General features: G+C 58.6%; 23 protein-coding genes. 12 read left to right on the top strand and 11 right to left on the bottom strand.

Annotation, left to right across the window (positions count from 1 at the left end; all coding sequences use genetic code 11):
- Positions 1–191: 191 nt before the first annotated feature.
- On the top strand, positions 192–842 hold the full coding sequence (locus tag FFS64_RS13555) for a hypothetical protein (RefSeq protein ID WP_137805809.1): 651 nt from the start codon (positions 192–194) through the stop codon (positions 840–842).
- A gap of 127 nt (positions 843–969) precedes the next feature.
- Here the strand turns inward: FFS64_RS13555 and FFS64_RS13550 are convergent, their stop codons facing one another.
- The 3 genes from FFS64_RS13550 to FFS64_RS13540 form a co-directional block, all read right to left on the bottom strand.
- Positions 970–2,496 carry a SulP family inorganic anion transporter gene (locus FFS64_RS13550; protein ID WP_137805808.1) on the bottom strand — a complete coding sequence of 509 codons (1,527 nt, stop codon included), beginning with the start codon at positions 2,494–2,496 and terminating at the stop codon, positions 970–972.
- A 90-nt stretch (positions 2,497–2,586) separates the two neighbouring features.
- A complete protein-coding gene (locus FFS64_RS13545; RefSeq protein ID WP_137805807.1) occupies positions 2,587–3,318 on the bottom strand; it encodes a carbonic anhydrase in 732 nt (243 codons plus the stop codon).
- 243 nt (positions 3,319–3,561) lie between these two features.
- Positions 3,562–4,620 carry a PA0069 family radical SAM protein gene (locus tag FFS64_RS13540; protein WP_137805806.1) on the bottom strand — a complete coding sequence of 353 codons (1,059 nt, stop codon included), beginning with the start codon at positions 4,618–4,620 and terminating at the stop codon, positions 3,562–3,564.
- A 207-nt stretch (positions 4,621–4,827) separates the two neighbouring features.
- On the opposite strand from FFS64_RS13540, the gene FFS64_RS13535 reads away from it, so the two are divergent.
- Complete coding sequence (locus FFS64_RS13535) at positions 4,828–5,130, top strand: hypothetical protein (protein WP_137805805.1); 303 nt, start codon at positions 4,828–4,830, stop codon at positions 5,128–5,130.
- A 221-nt stretch (positions 5,131–5,351) separates the two neighbouring features.
- Entirely contained in the window at positions 5,352–5,993 is a 642-nt protein-coding gene (locus FFS64_RS13530) for a tyrosine-protein phosphatase (RefSeq protein WP_137805804.1), read from the top strand.
- A gap of 45 nt (positions 5,994–6,038) precedes the next feature.
- On the opposite strand, the gene FFS64_RS13525 is transcribed toward FFS64_RS13530, so the two are convergent.
- On the bottom strand, positions 6,039–6,326 hold the full coding sequence (locus FFS64_RS13525) for a YheV family putative zinc ribbon protein (protein WP_137805803.1): 288 nt from the start codon (positions 6,324–6,326) through the stop codon (positions 6,039–6,041).
- Positions 6,323–8,401: an oligopeptidase A gene (prlC, locus tag FFS64_RS13520; RefSeq protein ID WP_171017085.1), complete on the bottom strand. Its 2,079-nt coding sequence runs from the start codon at positions 8,399–8,401 to the stop codon at positions 6,323–6,325. Before prlC ends, FFS64_RS13525 begins: the two co-directional genes overlap by 4 nt.
- A 62-nt stretch (positions 8,402–8,463) precedes the next feature.
- Between prlC and FFS64_RS13515 the strand changes: the two genes are divergently transcribed.
- On the top strand, positions 8,464–9,009 hold the full coding sequence (locus FFS64_RS13515; RefSeq protein WP_137805801.1) for a gamma carbonic anhydrase family protein: 546 nt from the start codon (positions 8,464–8,466) through the stop codon (positions 9,007–9,009).
- A gap of 28 nt (positions 9,010–9,037) precedes the next feature.
- Positions 9,038–9,688, top strand: coding sequence for an HAD family hydrolase (locus FFS64_RS13510; RefSeq protein ID WP_137805800.1), 651 nt, complete (start codon positions 9,038–9,040; stop codon positions 9,686–9,688).
- A gap of 91 nt (positions 9,689–9,779) precedes the next feature.
- Here FFS64_RS13510 and FFS64_RS13505 read toward each other — a convergent pair whose 3' ends face one another.
- Positions 9,780–10,871, bottom strand: coding sequence for an aminopeptidase (locus tag FFS64_RS13505; RefSeq protein WP_137805799.1), 1,092 nt, complete (start codon positions 10,869–10,871; stop codon positions 9,780–9,782).
- A gap of 59 nt (positions 10,872–10,930) precedes the next feature.
- On the opposite strand from FFS64_RS13505, the gene FFS64_RS13500 reads away from it, so the two are divergent.
- The gene (locus tag FFS64_RS13500) at positions 10,931–11,353 is read left to right on the top strand and encodes a hypothetical protein (RefSeq protein WP_137805798.1); all 423 of its coding nucleotides are present in this window, start codon (positions 10,931–10,933) and stop codon (positions 11,351–11,353) included.
- 40 nt (positions 11,354–11,393) lie between these two features.
- The gene (locus tag FFS64_RS13495; protein WP_137805797.1) at positions 11,394–11,813 is read left to right on the top strand and encodes a hypothetical protein; all 420 of its coding nucleotides are present in this window, start codon (positions 11,394–11,396) and stop codon (positions 11,811–11,813) included.
- 6 nt (positions 11,814–11,819) lie between these two features.
- On the opposite strand, the gene FFS64_RS13490 is transcribed toward FFS64_RS13495, so the two are convergent.
- A complete protein-coding gene (locus tag FFS64_RS13490; RefSeq protein WP_137805796.1) occupies positions 11,820–12,053 on the bottom strand; it encodes a DUF1161 domain-containing protein in 234 nt (77 codons plus the stop codon).
- 184 nt (positions 12,054–12,237) lie between these two features.
- Complete coding sequence (locus tag FFS64_RS13485) at positions 12,238–12,669, bottom strand: OsmC family protein (protein ID WP_137805795.1); 432 nt, start codon at positions 12,667–12,669, stop codon at positions 12,238–12,240.
- Between the two features lie 238 nt (positions 12,670–12,907).
- On the opposite strand from FFS64_RS13485, the gene FFS64_RS13480 reads away from it, so the two are divergent.
- Positions 12,908–13,909: an LLM class flavin-dependent oxidoreductase gene (locus FFS64_RS13480; RefSeq protein ID WP_137805794.1), complete on the top strand. Its 1,002-nt coding sequence runs from the start codon at positions 12,908–12,910 to the stop codon at positions 13,907–13,909.
- A gap of 130 nt (positions 13,910–14,039) precedes the next feature.
- Here the strand turns inward: FFS64_RS13480 and FFS64_RS13475 are convergent, their stop codons facing one another.
- Positions 14,040–14,261, bottom strand: coding sequence for a DUF1161 domain-containing protein (locus FFS64_RS13475; protein WP_137805793.1), 222 nt, complete (start codon positions 14,259–14,261; stop codon positions 14,040–14,042).
- Between the two features lie 123 nt (positions 14,262–14,384).
- On the bottom strand, positions 14,385–14,600 hold the full coding sequence (locus tag FFS64_RS13470; protein WP_008027736.1) for a dodecin: 216 nt from the start codon (positions 14,598–14,600) through the stop codon (positions 14,385–14,387).
- Positions 14,601–14,757: 157 nt separating this feature from the next.
- On the opposite strand from FFS64_RS13470, the gene FFS64_RS13465 reads away from it, so the two are divergent.
- Positions 14,758–15,084, top strand: coding sequence for a YqjD family protein (locus tag FFS64_RS13465; protein WP_095194441.1), 327 nt, complete (start codon positions 14,758–14,760; stop codon positions 15,082–15,084).
- Here FFS64_RS13465 and FFS64_RS13460 read toward each other — a convergent pair.
- A complete protein-coding gene (locus FFS64_RS13460) occupies positions 15,081–15,974 on the bottom strand; it encodes a LysR family transcriptional regulator (protein WP_137805792.1) in 894 nt (297 codons plus the stop codon). The two genes, FFS64_RS13465 and FFS64_RS13460, sit on opposite strands and share 4 nt — an antisense overlap.
- Positions 15,975–16,086: 112 nt before the next feature.
- Here FFS64_RS13460 and trpB point away from each other — a divergent pair, with 112 nt between their 5' ends.
- The 3 genes from trpB to FFS64_RS13445 all read left to right on the top strand — a co-directional run bounded on the left by trpB (position 16,087) and on the right by FFS64_RS13445 (position 18,687).
- Positions 16,087–17,307 carry a tryptophan synthase subunit beta gene (trpB, locus tag FFS64_RS13455; protein WP_137805791.1) on the top strand — a complete coding sequence of 407 codons (1,221 nt, stop codon included), beginning with the start codon at positions 16,087–16,089 and terminating at the stop codon, positions 17,305–17,307.
- The gene (gene trpA / locus FFS64_RS13450; protein WP_137805790.1) at positions 17,307–18,119 is read left to right on the top strand and encodes a tryptophan synthase subunit alpha; all 813 of its coding nucleotides are present in this window, start codon (positions 17,307–17,309) and stop codon (positions 18,117–18,119) included. The genes trpB and trpA overlap by 1 nt, the downstream gene beginning before the upstream one ends.
- A gap of 121 nt (positions 18,120–18,240) precedes the next feature.
- On the top strand, positions 18,241–18,687 hold the full coding sequence (locus tag FFS64_RS13445; RefSeq protein WP_137805789.1) for an anti-virulence regulator CigR family protein: 447 nt from the start codon (positions 18,241–18,243) through the stop codon (positions 18,685–18,687).
- The last annotated feature ends 125 nt before the right edge of the window (positions 18,688–18,812 follow it).

Below are 18,812 nucleotides of genomic sequence, written 5' to 3'. Positions count from 1 at the left end.
AAATCATCTGAAACAGCATTAACTTGCTTTGCAGGTCACGAATGGAGAAGGATGCAGACGAGTGGTGGCAAACCGATATAACGGAGGTGTCTCAAGGATGAAACAATTATGACAAATGCGTCTTAGCATTTTTCGTAAGCCAGCTAAGTTATGTCTTCCCTATTTCATTGCCTTTGTTTCCTGGAGTTTTCATGAACACCGCCGCATTGCGCGAGCAGATCCAAAAAGCCCAACAACACGAAGCCGAAACCGGCCTGCTGACCCGTCAGCTGGAAAGCAAGCTGCCTCATCTACACCCGGCGATCCAATTGCCGGAAGCGGACGCCAATGGCGTGCTGACGCGTTTTGTCTCCGCCTATATCGACGAAGTTCCTGATCTGCTGGAAGCAGCCAATGAAGTCGCCAGGGAAGCGGGCATCGAGTCACAGATCAAACCGGTGCTGCAAATCGCCGAACAGTACTTCCTCCAGCCGCCGGCAATCATGGCCGGGCACGTCGGGCTCGACAGCCTGCTGGACGAAGCTTACCTGGCGCATCGGTTCGTCGAAGAGGTCAACGACCTGTACATCAAGCATTTTGGCCAGCCACTGATCCCCTTGGACATGACGGTCGCCAATCTGATTGCTCACCAGCTGATCGGTGAGGAATTTGCCAACCAACTGGACGAGGCCGTGCATCACACGGTGGACGAGATGCTCGACGACGAAAGCTTTGCGCTGGAGTCGGTGGAAACCTACCGCGAGAAGCTCAGCAGCCCGGACACCGGCGCCGCGTGGAAACGCTGGCCGTGCATGTCCCGCCGCCTGGGTGTGGGTCTGGAGCTGGATCAGACTGTGGCGTGATCCACCCCGGTCTTCACTGTAGGAGCGAGCTTGCTCGCGATGGTCGACAACGATTACGCGGGTATCCTGACACCCCGCGGTGTTCTTTCGTCCATCGCGAGCAAGCTCGCTCCTACAGATGGGTTACTTAGCCAGCCGCGCCGATACCGGTATTGGTCCGAACCCGTCCTTCAAGCCTGCGCTTCAACCCTCGGGATTCGATCAACAATTTCGAGCCCTTGGCCGCATTCGCCCGACCCCACTCCTCCAACAATTCCAGACACGAATGATCGATGTAGCTCAGGTTGTTGAGTGGCACATGCACCGTTGCGCCTGGGGGAATGCTGCTCAGCACTCGAGTCAGCGCCGGCACTTTGAGAAAGGTCGCCGCACCTACAAGTCGCAGCTCCATTTCGCCGTCCCGAGGCAGGTCGATTAGGCTGATTTTCAGCCGTGAAGCCTTCAGCGCCAGTTTCACCAGAGTCAGGCCGAAACCGATCAGTACGCCGGTCAGCAAGTCGGTGAAGATGATCGCCAATGCCGTCGCGGCGTAGGTGAACATGGGCATTCGGCCATAGCGACCCAGGCCGCGGAAGGCCTTGAGGTCCACCAGTTTGAAGCCGGTATAGACCAACACACCGGCCAGGCTCGCCACCGGAATGCTTTGCAGCACGCTCGACAATAGCAACACGAACGCCAGCAACCACAGCCCGTGGAAAATCGTCGAGTAACGGGTAGTGGCGCCGGCCTGGACGTTGGCTGAACTGCGCACGATCACCCCGGTCATCGGCAACGCACCGAGCAATCCGCAGAGCATGTTGCCCACACCTTGAGCCGACAGTTCACGGTCGAAGTCCGAACGCTGGCCACTGTGCATGCGATCCACGGCGGCGGCGGACAGCAGGGTTTCGGCACTGGCGATGAAGGCCACGGCAAATGCGGCGATCAGTAATGTGGGATCAGCCAGATTGAGCAGGTCCGCAGGTTTGAGCCAGTCGATGGCTTCGGCCAGATTGGCTGGTACTTCGACCCGTTTGACGGGCAATGCCAGCATCAGACTGGCGATTGTTGCCAGACCGACCCCGAGCAACGCCCCGGGAATGAAGCGCAGTGAGTGCGGGCGCAGTTTTTCCCACAGCCACATCACGGCGATGGTCGAAAGTCCGAGCAGACCGGCCTGCCAGCCGAACGACGGCAGTGCCTGGGCCACCGCGCCGGGGAATGCTGTGAGGTTATCCAGACCGGAGGGTTTCGGGGCTGCGTCGAGCATCACATGCACCTGCGAAAGCACGATCAGCACGCCAATCCCGGCGAGCATGCCGTACACCACCGCAGGCGCGGTGACCCGGAACCAGCAACCCAGCTTCAAGCGCCCGGCCACCAGTTGCAGAAAACCTGCCAATAGCAGGATCGGCCCGAGCATGGCCACGCCGTGCTGGCGCACCAGTTCGAACACCAACACAGCCAGACCTGCCGCAGGACCGCTGACTTGCAGCGGAGAACCCGCCAGCCAGCCCACGACCAGACCGCCGACAATCCCGGTGATCAGGCCTTTGGCAGGGGGCAGCCCTGAAGCGATGGCAATGCCCATGCACAAGGGCAGGGCGACCAAAAACACAACCACCGAAGCCAGCAGCTCCCGTGGCAGAACAGCTTTGAGTTGAGCAGCACGCATGGTGATTCTCCCGAAGATTTCTTCAGGCATGGCAAGGCCGGGCCGCTGATACAGCGGCCGGCGTCAAACCACACAGATGGTTAGGAGGATTTAGAAGCGCGCTTTGGGCGTCGCCACCGGAATCGGATGGCTGCCGTCGAGCGGCAGGAAACGACCCTGATCCGCGTCGTAAGCTTTTATTTCGCTGGTTTCGATGTCGTAGACCCAGCCATGGATGAACAGTTGCCCGTTCGCCATGCGCGAGGCTACCGAGGGATGGGTCCGCAAGTGCTGCAACTGGGCGATGACATTTTCATCGGTGAGGACATGCATGCGCTCGTTTTCGTCGGCGCAGTTGCAGTTGTCGTGCACCATGGTTTTCGCGACTTCCGCGTGCCGCAGCCAGGCTTTGACCGTAGGCATTTTTTCCAGACTGTCGGGATTGAGTACCGCACGCATCGCGCCACAATCGGAGTGGCCGCAGATGATGATGTGCTGTACGCCCAGTGCCAGCACCGCGTACTCGATGGCGGTGGAAACACCACCGTTCATCTGGCCGTAGGGTGGAACGACGTTGCCGACGTTGCGGGTGACGAACAGGTCGCCAGGCGAGCTGTGGGTGATGAGCTCGGGCACGATGCGCGAGTCGGCGCAGGTAATGAACATCGCCCGTGGCTGCTGGGCCGTGGCGAGTTTTTTGAAGAGTTCTTCCTGCTGTGGAAAGACCTCATGATGAAAATGCAAAAAGCCGTCAACGATGTGCTTCAACGCTGCATCCGCGCTTTCCACCCCGGGTTGGGCTGAAGCCGACGCAGCCAGCGGCTGTTTATCCTTGTCACTCATGATTCATCCTCTTTGGCGGGCTCAGGGAGTTGTCCCGTATTGTCCGGTGTGAAGCCAGTGGCTGTTTAAAAAACATCCAGGTCATGAAGCTCGACCCGTCAGTCACTCGATGAACAAGGTAGCGGCCGAATCTTAACTCAAACTGAATCAAAGGCTCTAGAACGTGTGTTCCAGGTCACAAAAAACGTGACCAGCCTAAAGTTTGCACGGGTTTCCCAGTACTCAACCATAGGCCAATTGTCCTCAAATCAGTGACATTTGGCGACCCGGCGGACAAAAGGCTTCGCAATCCAGATTGAAGCCTTCCCGACTATTGAGCCCCAGGCGCTTGATGGTTTTGGCGAAGCGCTGCGCCAGCAGGTCGGCAAAGGGTCCTTCGCCACGCATCCGCGCCCCGAAGCGACTGTCGTACAACTCACCGCCACGGGTCTGGCGAACCAGGCTCAGCACATGCGAAGCCCGTTGCGGGTAGTGGGCGGCCAGCCATTCTTCGAACAGCGGAGCCACCTCCAGCGGCAGGCGCAACATCATGTAAGCAGCACTTTGTGCCCCGGCCGCATGGGCTTCAGAGAGCAGGTTTTCGAGTTCGCTGTCGTTGATCATCGGAATCATCGGTGAACACAGTACGCCCACCGGTATCCCCGCGTCGCGCATGACCCTGATCGCCCGCAACCGGGCCTTTGGCGCCGCAGCGCGGGGTTCGAGGATGCGCTTGAGTTCGTCGTCCAGGCTGGTCAGGCTGATCATCACCGCCACCAGCCTTTGCCGGGCCAGTTCGGTCAGCAGGTCCAGATCGCGAAGAATCAGCGAGCCCTTGGTGACGATGGTCACCGGATGGCGGTAACGCAGCAGCACTTCGAGGGTTTGCCGGGTGAGCTTGTAGTCACGCTCGATCGGTTGATAAGGATCGGTGTTGGAGCCGAGGTTGATCGGCGCGCACTGATAACCACGTTTGGACAGCTGTTCCTCCAGCACGTCCACGGCGTTGGTCTTGGCGATCAGTTTGGTTTCGAAATCCAGACCTGGCGACAGGTCCCAGTAGGCATGGCTGGGGCGCGCATAACAATAGATGCAGCCGTGTTCGCAGCCACGGTAGGGGTTGATCGAGCGATCGAACGGCAGATCCGGCGAGTTGTTGCGGGTGATGATGGTCTTCGCCGTCTCAATCCGCACCTCAGTGCCCTGGGTCATCGGCACTTCCTGAAACCAACCGTCGTCCTCGGCCACCGAACGGTTGGGGGCGAAGCGGTTGTGCGGGTTGGTCGCGGTGCCGCGTCCGCGAGGAGGCAGGGGGGTAGCCATCAGTGCGATCCTTTAGCTGTATGTGCATACAGTATCCGAGGTTCGACTGGCAGACCAGTGCCGTTCGGCATCCAAAGGGTTTTTGAGCGTTTCCAAATCGCCGATGTTCATGACGGGAAACATATCGCCCGTAGTGTTTCGCTATTTCATCAGTACCCTCTACTTCACACGAAATGATCGTGTATTCATTAATAAAAGGATTTATTCATGTCGCATTACAATCAACGTGGTGTATTTCTGCAGTTACTACGCCCTTCTGCCATGAACCCAAAAGAAATGCGGGTTTCCATGCAATTTGCGCTCAAGGAAGAAGGCTACGACCCGGTCGTCGGTGATGTCACCTGTTCCTTGCTCGACTCGACCATTCGCGAGGCTGTATCGAATGATGGCGGTGCCACCTTTACGATGAAAAGCCCGACTGACGTTGACGGTGATGGCGACATCGACGCGCAGGACAAGGTGGTATTGGTAGGACTGGCAAAAGCTTATTCGAAGATCATCAACCCCTGACCCGCAGATGTATCGGGCTCTTCAAGTACGTAGCGCTGTATAGCCGGCGATATAAAACGGCACTTTGGTTTTGTGCCGTTTTGTATTTTTTGAACTGCATGTTTCTAAACAGAAATAAATTAGAGCCTCCAATTCACAATTCTTTGACAGGCACCTCACAGGCCTTTAACCAGCAAGCCGCGACACTGCGCCAACTCACACTTTCCCATGGTCGTCCAGGTATGTCCTTACCGCGTCTTTCAATCGCGACGATACTGTTATCACTGTCCGCATTGTTCACTTTCGTCCACGCCGACGACTCCACGGTGTCCCGCCCAGCAGAATGGGCGCAACCGGTCGAGGCGCAATACAACCTGTTTCAGATGTCGCCGACGCTTTACCGCAGCGCGCTGCCCGACAGTGGCGCGGTGCCGTTGCTGGAAAAACTCAAGGTCGCAACGGTGATCAATTTTCTGCCCGAGCCGGACTCACGCTGGTTGATGAGACCCGCTATCGCCCAGGTGCAACTGCCCTATCGAACCAATCATGTCGATGACGCCGATGTACTCAAGGCGCTGAGTGCCATTCAAGCCGCCGAAGCCAAAGGTCCGGTGCTGATGCACTGCAAGCATGGTTCTGACCGGACCGGCCTGATGGCGGCCATGTACCGCGTGGTGGTGCAGGGTTGGAGCAAGGAAGATGCACTGAGCGAAATGACCGAGGGTGGCTTTGGCGACAGCACCCACTTCAAGGACGGTGTGCGTTACATGATGCGAGCTGATGTCGAGAAGCTTCGCACGGCGTTGGCCAATGGCGATTGCAGCACGAGCCCGTTCGCGGCGTGTTCGATGAAGAATTGGTTCCAGTCAGCCCACCTGCAGTAGCAGTACCTTCCACCGCCTTGCGCGGTGGAAGGGCATCTTTGCAACTCAATGCTGCTCGTCAGGCTTTTTCTTCAGTTTTGGGTTCGGAAAAAACTGCACGGCTTGCACTTTGGTATCCGGTGTTTTCACCACGGGCGTATTGACCCGCGTGCCCAATTCCTTGGGCACGGACAGACCTTGTTCATTCAGCGTGTCGGAATAACCGCAGGACACGCATTCGCGATGTGGCACGCTGTCTTCGTTCCACATCATCAACTTGTCCGGCTCGCTGCAGGCCGGGCAAACCGCGCCGGCGATAAAGCGTCGTTTGGTAATCACGGGACCCTCGCTCATGCTGCCGCGCCCTCGGTCAGGCCGCTGTGGCGCAACAGTGCGTCAATCGATGGCTCACGGCCACGGAAGTCGACGAACAACACCATCGGTTCCTGAGAGCCGCCGCGCGCAAGGATGGCTTCGCGGAACGCACGACCGGTCTCGGCGTTGAGTACGCCTTCTTCTTCAAACTTCGAGAAGGCATCGGCTGACAGCACTTCTGCCCATTTGTAGCTGTAGTAACCCGCGGCGTAACCGCCGGCGAAGATGTGGGCGAAGCTGTTCGGGAAGCGGTTATAGGCCGGAGGACGCATCACCGAAACCTCGTCACGTACGCCTTCGAGTACTTGCAGCACACTGCGACCGTCACCGTGGGTGGCGTGCAGTTCGAAGTCGAACAGCGAGAATTCCAGCTGGCGCACCATCATCAGGCCGGACTGGAAATTCTTCGCCGCGAGCATTTTTTGCAGCAGGTCCTGAGGTAGAGGCTCGCCGGTTTCGTAATGACCGGAAATCAGGGCCAGGCCTTCCGGCTCCCAGCACCAGTTCTCCATGAACTGGCTCGGCAACTCGACCGCATCCCAGGCCACGCCGTTGATGCCGGAGACGCCCGCATGCTCGACACGGGTCAGCAGGTGATGCAGGCCATGACCGAATTCGTGGAACAGGGTGGTCACTTCATCGTGGGTCAGCAGCGCAGGCTTGCCGCTGTCGGCCGGGGTGAAGTTGCACACCAGATTGGCCACCGGGCTTTGCAGCGCACCCTCGGCGGTGCGGCGACGATCGCGTGCACCGTCCATCCAGGCACCTCCACGTTTGTTGGCGCGGGCGTACAGGTCGAAGAAGAAGCGGCCGACGTGCTGACCGTTTTCCTTGATTTCGAACAGGCGGACATCCGGGTGCCAGGTGTCGAAACCTGTTTGCTCGGCGATCTGGATGCCGTACAAACGTTGCACGATGGCGAACAGGCCGCTCAGTACTTTATCGATCGGGAAGTAGGCACGCAGGGCTTCCTGGGCAACGCTGTAACGCTGCTCGCGAAGTTTTTCACCGTAGAAACCGCTGTCCCAGCTTTGCAGGTCCGGGCAGCCTTGTTCGGCGGCATAAGCCTTGAGCTGTTGCAGATCCTGAGCGGCGAACGGCTTGCTACGCTTGGCCAGGTCACGCAGGAAACTCAATACCTGATCGCTGGATTCGGCCATTTTGGTCGCCAGGCTCAACTCCGAGAAACTGGCGAAGCCCAAGAGTTTCGCCAGCTCCTGACGCAGGTCGAGAATTTCTCCCATGACCGGGCCGTTATCGTTCTGACCGGCATTCGGACCCTGGTCCGACGCCCGGGTGCAGTAGGCAGCGTAGACTTCTTCGCGCAGCGCACGGTCCTGGGCGTAGGTCATTACCGCGTAGTAGCTCGGGAATTCCAGGGTGATCAGCCAGCCTTCAAGGTCTTTGGCCTTGGCGGCAGCGGCCATTTGCGCCTTGGCCGAATCGGTCAGGCCGGCGAGGGCGGCTTCATCGGTGATGTGCTTGGTCCAGGCCTGGGTCGCATCCAGCAACTGGTTGGAGAAGCGGCTGCCCAGTTCGGACAACTTGCTTTGTACTTCGGCGTAACGCTTTTGCTCGGCCTCAGGCAAATCGATACCTGACAGGCGGAAATCGCGCAGGGCGTGTTCCAGTATGGTTTTTTGCGCCACGTCGAAACCGGCGGCTTCCGGGCTGTTGGCCAGGGCTTCATAGGCCTGGAACAGTTCACGGTTCTGGCCCAGTTCGGTGGAGTAGGCGCTCAAGGCCGGCAGGCAGGATTCATAGGCTTCGCGCAACTCGGCGCTGTTGCACACGGCATTCAAGTGGCTGACCGGGCTCCAGGCCGCACCCAGTCGATCATTGAGCTCGTCCATCGCCAATACCAGGCCGGCCCAGGTCGGTTGTTTGCCCTGGGTCTTGAGGATCTCGATAATGGCGGCGCGGTTGTCAGCCAGGATCTGTTCAATGGCCGGTTGCACGTGTTCGGCACGGATCGTGGAGAACGGCGGCAGGTCGTAGGACTGCAAAAGAGGGTTGTTCACGCTCACGGTTGGCACCTTGGCTGGAAGAAACATGCAGCCATCTTAATTACAATCGACACTCACCGCAGCTATCAGCGACAGAGAGAGAACCTATCGTGTCCCTTCGCAAGTATCAGAACCACACGCCATTGCTCGCAAAAGGCGCTTTTGTCGACCGCTCGGCGGTGGTGATCGGCGACGTCAAGGTCGGCGAAGATAGCTCGGTATGGCCATTGACGGTGATCCGCGGCGACATGCACCGCATCCGCATCGGTGCGCGCACCAGCGTGCAGGATGGCTGCGTGCTGCACATCACCCACGCCGGACCGTTCAACCCCGACGGTTTCCCGTTGCTGATCGGCGATGATGTGACCATCGCTCATAAAGTGATGCTGCATGGATGCACCGTCGGCAGTCGGGTGTTGATCGGCATGGGCAGCATCGTGATGGACGGCGCGGTGGTCGCCGATGATGTCATCATCGGCGCCGGCAGCCTGGTGCCACCGGGCAAACGCCTGGAGAGCGGTTTCCTGTATGTGGGCAGTCCGGTGAAACAGATCCGGCCCCTGACTGACAAGGAACAAGCCTTTTTCACCTACAGCGCGGCGAACTACGTGAAGCTCAAGGATCTGCATCTGGCCGAAGGCTACGACCAGATCTGAAACGTCTCGCTATTGCCCAGGAATTTTCATGCATTACCAAACCGTTTTGTTCGACCTCGATGGCACCCTGACCGACCCGCGCGAAGGCATCACCCGTTCGATTCAGTTCGCCTTGAGCAAGCTCGGTATCGATGAGCCCGACCTGACCAAACTCGAACATTTCATCGGCCCGCCGTTGTTGCAGGCGTTCATGCAGTTTTATGACTTCGATGAGGCCAAGGCGTGGGAGGCGGTGAACTTCTACCGCGAACGCTTCAAGGTCACCGGTCTGTATGAAAACCGCGTGTTCGATGGCGTCATGCCGCTGCTGGAAACGCTTGGCGGACAGGGACGACAGCTGTACATCGCGACCTCCAAGCCCTGGGTCTTTGCCCGGGAAATCGCCCGCCATTTCGACTTCGCCAAACACTTCAAGGTGATCTATGGCAGCGAACTGGACGGTACCCGTACCAATAAAGTCGAATTGATCGCCCACTTGATGGCCGAAGAAGGTCTCGACCCGACCAACACCCTGATGATCGGTGACCGCAAACACGACCTGATCGGTGCGCGCAGCAACGGGCTGCGCGCGGCGGCGGTGGGTTACGGGTTTGGCAGTCGCGAAGAATTGAGCGCCGAGACCCCGGCCTATCATTTTGAAACGCTGGACGAGATGCATCAGGCGTTTTTGCGGGGTTAGCCAGATAGCCTTCGCGGGCAAGCCTCGCTCCTGCAGGTATCCGGGCGCACTCGATCCCTGTGGGAGCGGGCTTGCCCGCGAAGAGGCCCGCTCAGGCACCGGAAATTCCGAATTCCGTCAGGGCCTTCAGCGCCAACTTACGCTGTTCAACCGGCAGCGCCCCCAGCTTCTCGACCTGCGTATAAAACTTCACCCAATCCCCACCCACCTGCTTGAACAACGCCGCAAACGCCGGCACCCATTGGTCATACAGGCCGAACGGCAACAGCCGTGCATTGTTCATCGGTGCATAAATCCACGCGTCGTAACGCTTATCTCCCGCCCATTGGCCATCACGTAGTTGTCGATACTCACCGCGCATACGCTCGAACTCCGCCGCTTTGCGCTGGCGCATTTGTTCGGGTGGCAGTGGCAGGGTGTAGAGCTTTTCAAGCCGGGTGCGGGCGTTCAGCACCAGTTGAATGAACTGATCCCGTCGTTGTGCTTGTGTCCCGGTGTCTGGCGGCAGGCTTCGGTAGGCACGCCATTGGCGGGTGCCTTCCTGCTCGACGAAGGTGGCGAATGATTCGTTGAACTCAGTGTCATCCTTCACATAAATACGCTGATGCGCCAGTTCGTGAAAAATCAGTGTGGCCAGGCGCTCGTCGCCCCACCCCATCATCGAACTCATGATTGGATCGTTGAACCAGCCCAGGGTCGAATAGGCTTCGACGCCACCGATCGACACGTCCATGCCCTGCAAGCGTTGCAGCGCCGCCTCGCCACGGGCCGCGCTCTGGCTGTAGTAACCGCGATAGGCCACGCAACCGGCGACAGGGAAGCAATGGTTCTGCGGCTTCAGGGAGAATTCCGGCGTGACAAACAGGTTCCAGACGACGAAGGGACGGCCAATGTCCGCGTACAAGCGGTAGCTTTGGTTGTCAGGCAGGTGCAGCTGTTGGCTGGCGAAAGTCCGGGCTTTTTGAGATTCGACCAAATGCGCACGCAGTTTCTGATCTCGATGAGGATCGGCAATCACGCTGGAAACCGGTTCCCGTGCCCGCAGCAGTTGCCATTGGCCACTGGCCAATTGGCTGTAGTAGCTGACGCTGGAGCAACCGTTGAGCAACAAAAGCAACACACCCGGAAACAAAATGCGTAAAACGCGATCAAGTAATCCAAGGCTTGGACGCGGCCTGATCAAAATAAAAAATTCCTGGAGAGTCTGCTCGCAAGACTATCCCGCTTGACTGGAGCTCCGCTATGCGCAAATTGATGCTGACGGGAGGCCTGCTGATGCTGGCCGGTTGTGCTGGATTCGGATTACCTCGCCATGACCCGAGCCAAGCATGGATCGAGCTCGAATCGCATCAGGAGGACACTGCCCTGCAAGCGCTGGAAGTGGATAACAAGGCCGCTACCGACAAACGCTATTTCGAGGTGCAGCCCGGCAGTCATGAACTGACGGTGCGCTACCTGTTTCCGGTCCAGCCCACCAACATCGGTCCCGACGCCGAGCCGCTGTGGCGCGATTGCCAGATGAATTTGAAATACAGCGGTTTCAACGCCGGGGAGCGCTATCAGTTGCGAGCGGGGAATATCGGATTTCGGCCGTGGGCCAAGCTTTACGACCAGCAGCGAAAAGTGATTGGCCAAGGTACACCGGCAGGCTGTCAACGCACCTGATCGGCGCTATTCTGAATATCCAGTATCCAGGACATTCATCATGCGCAGGTTGATGCTATTGCTCGCTGCGAGCGCCATTGCCGGCTGTTCGACCCCGATGCCGGCGGCCAACCCGCAAATGGCGTGGGTCGACTTTTCTACGCCATTTCCCAACGATAAATTGCTGATGGCCGAGCGACTGGACGGTCAGCGATTGCGCGACGGGCGTTTTTTCCAGGTGACGCCCGGTAGCCACGAATTGACCGTGCGCTTCGACTTTGAAGTGCCCAGCGGAGGTTCGGACTTGTTCGACGGAGGCACGGAACGGCTGTGCTACATGATCATCAAGTACGATCATTTCGAAGCCGGCCAGCGTTATCTGCTGCAAGCCCGCTCCATGGCGTTCACCCCCGAAGCCCGCTTGTATAACGCCAGGCACGAGATCGTTGCCGAGGATCGCCAGACCAACTGTGTGCCATGAGGCTCATCAGCGGTCGTTCTTCTGGTAGATGATTTTTTTGGTGCCGTATTCGCACGAGCCCACGACCATGTTCTGATCGTGTACTTCGTCGTTGGTGACAATCTCCAGGGTATAGGACGTCACTCCACGGGCCTGGATCTTGGCTTCGATTTCGGCCTTGAGCTCTTCACAGGGTTTCGGCGCCGCCACGACCGAAGTGGCCAGTGCGCAACAGATAACCGTCAAGGCAAAACGTTTCATGGTTGAAGCTCCCTTGAAGCAGCACGCAGGATTCTGCGTTTTGGCTGCTGTCATTTATTCGACCACAGTTTTATGAGCCTTGTTTTGTTTCAAGGCAAAAAAGATCGCAGCCTTCGGCAGCTCCTACTGGCGTTGAGTGAACCTGTAGGTGCTGCCGCAGGCTGCGATCTTTTCATTTCAACGCTTAGTTGATCAACGTCGCGTCCAGGCTGATTTTCGCGTTCAGCACTTTGGAAACCGGGCAGCCCTCTTTGGCCTTGTTGCTCAGCTCCTCGAATTGCGCCTGGCTGGCGCCGGGGATTTTAGCTTTGAGGATCAGTTTCACTGCCGTGATCGCAAAACCGCCCTCCACCTGGTCCAGGGTCACTTCAGCATGGGTATCAATGCTGTCGGCCTTGAGGCCGGCATCGCCGAGAATCATCGAGAAAGCCATGGAGAAGCACCCGGCGTGGGCCGCGCCGATCAGCTCTTCCGGATTGGTGCCTTTACCGCCTTCGAAACGTGCCTTGAAGCCGTAGGGCGCTTCCCTGAGTACGCCGGTTTCGGTGGAAATCGAGCCGATGCCGGTTTTCAGATCACCTTCCCAATGGGCCGATGCTTTTTTAATGATAGCCATGCCTGTCTCCTCAAGTTTCGGTGCGAGGCCCGCACCTAAGGGCTTACGTTCGTTAAGGTTCTGAGGATAGTCCGCAGGTCAAAGTTCACGTATCGGATCAATCCGTCTCATTTGTAGGAATTTGCTCGGGCGCTATTGAAACTCGGGTATATGCCCTCATTGCATGAAACACGCTTTGGATTCGGCAGGTTTTCGTTCTCGAGAAAAAACCTGCGTCCTCAATTGGAGAAGCAGGTTCATGAAACGACTGTCCGATATCAAGTTTTCGACCCTCGATCTGGTGCCCGTGCGGGAAAACGGCAGCGCGGCCCAGTCGCTGCGCAATTCGCTGGACCTGGCACAGCACGTCGAAAAATTCGGCTACCACCGGTTCTGGGTCGCCGAACACCACAACATGGACGGCATTGCCAGTTCCGCGACTTCGGTGCTGCTGGGCTACCTGGCGGGTGGCACGTCGACCATTCGCGTGGGTTCCGGTGGGGTGATGCTGCCCAACCATGCGCCTTTGGTGATTGCCGAACAGTTCGGCACCCTTGAAAGTCTGTATCCGGGTCGCATCGACCTGGGTTTGGGTCGTGCCCCCGGTTCCGATCAAATGACGGCCCGTGCCCTGCGTCGCGAGCGTTCCGGCAGCGCGGACGACTTCCCGGAAGATGTAGCGGAACTGGTGCGTTATCTTGGCCCGCGCACGCCGGATCAGCGTGTCATCGCGATGCCGGGTACCGGTACGAATGTGCCGATCTGGCTGCTGGGTTCAAGCCTGTTCAGTGCACAACTGGCGGGCGAGCGCGGTTTGCCCTACGCCTTCGCTTCACATTTCGCACCGCGCTTGATGCATGAAGCGATTCGCGTCTATCGCAATCACTTCAAGCCTTCGGCGGTGCTGGACAAGCCCTATGTGATGCTCGGTGTGCCATTGGTGGCCGCTGACACCGACGAACAAGCCGACTATCTGGCCACCTCGGTGTTCCAGCGCATACTCGCGCTGATGCGCGGTCAGAGCCTGGTGCAGCGCCCACCGGTGAAAACCATGGATGGCCTGTGGCTGCCCCATGAGCGGGAGGCGGTTATGGATTTCCTGGGGTTGGCAATGATTGGCAGCCCGCAGAAAATTCGCGCCAAACTGGACGTGTTGGTCGAGCAGACCCAGGCCGATGAGCTGATTTTTACCTGCGACCTGTATGAACATGCCGATCGTTTGCATTCCTATGAGCTGCTGGCGCAGGTCATGAAGGGCTGAGGCTTGGCACATTGACTGTAGGAGCGAGCTTGCTCGCGATGGTCGTTAACGATTACGCGTGTTTACCGGTTAAACGCGGCGTTCTTGAATCCATCGCGAGCAAGCTCGCTCCTGTAAGGGTGAGTCTGGCTTATCGCTTGTAGACGATTTCCTTGGTGCCCTTTTCACAGGTACCGACGACTTTTCCGCCAGAGGCGGTGCCTTTATCGACAATCTCCAGCGAATAACCGGAAACGCCCTTGGCATCAAGTTTTGCCGCGATCTCCGCTTTCAGTTCTTCGCAGGATTTGACGTCAGCCAAGGCTGTCCCCGCCAGACTCAACAAACCTGCCGCCAAAATAAACTTCTTCATCAGTCGCATTCTCTGGTCGTATCAAAAGGGAACACCCAGCCTTTGGCCAGATTTAGTTATATAGCGCCTAGCCATTCCCTATGGCACTCGGCCAGCGCGCAAGTTCAGAAGGTTAGACCAACGTCAGCTGCTGGCAATCCTGAACCCGACCTTGAGCGTCACCTGGAAATGCGCAGCCTTGCCGTCCTTGATATGCCCGCGGGTTTCGGTCACTTCAAACCATTCCATGTACTTGAGGCTTTTACTGGCCTCGGCCAGTGCGTTGTTGATCGCGTCTTCGATGCTGCTTGTGGACGAGCCAACCAGTTCGACTTTCTTGTAGGTGTGATGGTCAGTCATGGCGTTCTCCTTAGGGGGTGAAATACAGCCTAGCAGTGATTTTCGGTCTTACTTCTGTCGGTCGGACTGATATGTAAGTTCACATTTACTGCACTTTCTCGACCCCCTGAAGTCCCAACCAACACACGCCACTCATCAACAATGCAGGAGAGCCACCATGGCCAATAGCTCGTTACGTAAAGCCTCATTGCAAAGCATGGAAGCGGAGATCGAGAGTCTGCTCAAATCCTTGGAAAACCTTAAGGACGACGCCTCGGACGAGTCGCGTAAAACCCTCAAGGTACTCAAGGGCAACGCCGAGAACGCGCTGAGACATTCGCGCCATCTGCTCTCCGATGCTTATGAAGAGGTCAAAGTGAAAACCCGGGAAACCGGGATTGCCACCCGGGACTACGCCCAGGAGCATCCTTGGACGACAGCCGGTGTTGCCGTAGGCGCATTGGGCCTGCTGGCGGCCTACCTGCTGTTCAAACGCGGTGACTAATTCGTCTGGCGCAGCTCGTTCTTGAGCCATTGCGCCAGTTGCCGGGCGCGCCCGTCCGCGGCGCGCTTGGGCAGCCACAGCGCCAGTTGTGCCGGGGTTTCACTGAAACCCCAGGGGGCGACCAATCGACCGGCCTTCAAGTCCTCGACGACCAGCGGTTCGGGAGCGATCGCCACGCCCAGTCCGGCCACCGCCGCTTCCAGCAAGTAATACAAGTGCTCGAAACCCTGACCGTACTTCAACGCTTTGGCGTCGAGGCCGCTTTGCTGCGCCCAACTGGGCCAGGCTTGTGGACGCGAGGTGGTGTGCAGTACTGATTCACTGAGCAGGGCTGAGGCCGGTGCGTCTTTAAGCCTGTCGTAGCCGACGAACCGGGGGCTCATCACCGGGCCGATCCGTTCACTGGCAAGCTCGAACACCTGCATATCCGCCGGCCAGGGTGGCTCGGCAAACACCAGCAAGGCATCCAGGCCTGGACGGCGAGGATCAAGATCCCCTTCACCGGCCGACAGGTGCAAGCGCAGATCTGGCAGATCGGCATTCAACCGTCCCAGGCGTGGAATAAACCAGCGTGCGAGCAGGCTGCCCGAGCAGCCGAGCACAAATGGCGCATCGGCGGTGCTTTGGGTGAGTTCGGCGCACACCGTGCGCAGGCGCTCGAAGGCTTCAGCGCTGGCGTCGCGTAAACGCATGCCGGCATCTGTGAGTTTCAGGCCGCGCCCTTCCTTGGTGAACAAGCTGACCCCGAGGTGTTCTTCGAGTACTTTCAGTTGGCGGCTGACCGCGCCGTGAGTAACGTGCAACTGTTCCGCAGCCTGACTGACGCTGTTGAGGCGGGCGGTAGCTTCGAAGGCGCGCAAAGCATTTAAGGGGGGCAGGTCGTGGCTCATGGTATGTGTGAGTTTTCCTGACAGGTTGCGGCGATCTTATCGGTTTTCAGGCCTTCGCGGCAGGGGTAGAGTGAAGCCCACTGTCTCTTCACGCATTCAACTGGAGCGCCCCATGACCCAGACTAATCTGCGCAACGGCCCTGACGCCAACGGCCTGTTCGGCGCGTTCGGCGGCCGTTATGTCGCTGAAACCCTGATGCCGCTGATCCTCGATCTGGCCCGTGAATACGAAGCGGCCAAGGAAGATCCTGCATTCAAGGAAGAATTGGCCTACTTCCAGCGCGACTACGTCGGTCGTCCGAGCCCACTCTACTTCGCCGAACGCCTGACCGAGTTCTGCGGTGGCGCCAAGATCTATCTCAAGCGTGAAGAGCTGAACCACACCGGCGCGCACAAGATCAACAACTGCATCGGTCAGATCCTGCTGGCGCGGCGCATGGGCAAGAAACGCATCATCGCCGAGACCGGCGCCGGCATGCACGGGGTGGCGACCGCTACCGTGGCCGCGCGTTTTGGCCTGGACTGCGTGATCTACATGGGCACCACTGACATCGAGCGTCAGCAGGCCAACGTCTTCCGCATGAAGTTGCTGGGCGCCGAGGTGATCCCGGTCGTGGCTGGCACCGGCACCCTGAAGGACGCGATGAACGAAGCCCTGCGTGACTGGGTGACCAACGTTGACAGCACCTTCTACCTGATCGGTACCGTAGCCGGTCCGCACCCTTATCCAGCGATGGTCCGCGACTTTCAGGCCGTTATCGGCAAAGAAACCCGCGACCAGCTGCAAGCCCAGGAAGGCCGCCTGCCGGACAGCCTGGTGGCGTGCATCGGTGGCGGCTCCAACGCCATGGGCCTGTTCCACCCGTTCCTCGACGACAAGAGCGTCGAAATCATCGGTGTTGAAGCGGCCGGTTACGGCATCGAAACCGGCAAACATGCGGCCAGCCTGAATGGCGGCGTACCGGGTGTGTTGCACGGCAACCGTACTTTCCTGTTGCAGGATGACGATGGCCAGATCATCGACGCCCATTCGATCTCCGCAGGCCTGGACTACCCGGGCATCGGCCCGGAACACGCCTGGTTGCATGACATCGGCCGTGTTCAGTACACCTCGGTGACCGACGACGAAGCACTCGCCGCTTTCCACCAATGCTGCCGCCTGGAAGGGATTATTCCTGCACTGGAAAGCGCCCATGCCCTGGCCGAAGTGTTCAAGCGCGCACCGAAGCTGCCGAAAGACCACCTGATGGTGGTCAACCTGTCGGGTCGCGGGGACAAAGACATGCAGACCGTCATGCACCACATGGAACAATCAAAGCAGGAGAAACACTGATGAGCCGCCTGCAAACGCGCTTTGCCGAACTCAAGGAACAGAACCGTGCTGCCCTGGTGACCTTCGTCACCGCTGGCGACCCGGGCTACGACACTTCCCTGGCGATCCTCAAGGGGTTGCCGGCAGCGGGTGCCGACGTGATCGAACTGGGCATGCCCTTCACCGATCCGATGGCTGACGGCCCGGCGATCCAGCTCGCCAACATCCGCGCTCTGGCTGCCAAACAGAACCTGGCGAAAACCCTGGAAATGGTTCGTGAGTTCCGCAAGGACAACAACGAAACGCCGCTGGTGTTGATGGGTTACTTCAACCCGATCCACAAGTACGGCGTACCGCGCTTCATCGCCGAAGCAAAAGAGGCCGGTGTCGATGGCCTGATCGTGGTCGACATGCCGCCCGAGCATAACGGCGAACTGTGCGATCCGGCCCAGGCGGCCGGTCTGGATTTCATTCGTCTGACCACGCCAACCACCGACGATATGCGTCTGCCAACGGTTCTGAACGGCAGCTCCGGGTTTGTGTATTACGTGTCCGTTGCCGGTGTGACCGGTGCCGGCGCGGCGACACTGGAGCACGTCGAGGAAGCGGTCGCTCGCCTGCGTCGCCATACCGACCTGCCGATCAGCATCGGTTTCGGTATTCGCACACCGGAACAAGCGGCGTCTATCGCGCGTCTGGCGGACGGTGTGGTGGTGGGGTCGGCGCTGATCGATCACATCGCCAATGCCTCGACGCCGGATCAGGCGATCGATGGCGTACTGAGCCTGTGCTCGGCATTGGCCGACGGCGTGCGTAAGGCTCGCGTCAGCTGAAGGTAAAGTTCCTGATACAGAGGAATTAGAGCCTCCCGACACAGACTAACCAGCAAGACCGAGGGCTTCAGGACTACGTTCTGAAGCCCTTTTTGCTGCATGTGTTGTGAGGAAAGACCTAATGAATATGTCGAAACGTCTGATTGCCAGCCTGGGCGTGCTGATGCTCAGCGCGACCCCGTTGCTGCACGCCAGCGCCGATCAACGCGACGATCACGACCACGGCGGTCCGCAACAGGGCCATTACGACAATCGCGGTGACGATCACCGTGGCGAACAGGACAACCGTCGCGGCGGACCTCCACCACGGGACTTCGGCCAGGTGCGCCAAACCATTCACGACAACCACGGCAATTTCGTACGCGGTGCGCCGCCACCACCGGGCATCCATCTGGTCCGTGGCCGGCCTCTGCCTCACGGTTACTATGGTGAGCGACTGGATAACCGCGCACTGGGTCGACTCCCGTATTACCCAGGATACGAATGGCGTCGGGCGGGTGGCGATATTGTGCTGATCGCGGTGGGGAGCGGGATTGTTTATGAAGTGTTGGAAGGGGTTTTGTACTAGGTAGGAAGATGGCTCACAAGATGCGTTCGCATGTCCCAATATGGTAGTGACCTGTGGGAGGACGAAACTGTGACTTGGCGGTCATCATGCGAGAAACAGGGTTGATCTTCTTCTAACGCAACTCG

Source organism: Pseudomonas sp. G(2018), from assembly GCF_005502415.1.
Classification (GTDB): domain Bacteria; phylum Pseudomonadota; class Gammaproteobacteria; order Pseudomonadales; family Pseudomonadaceae; genus Aquipseudomonas.
Note: the sequence above shows the minus strand (reverse complement) of the source record. Positions and strands in the feature narration are given on the sequence as shown.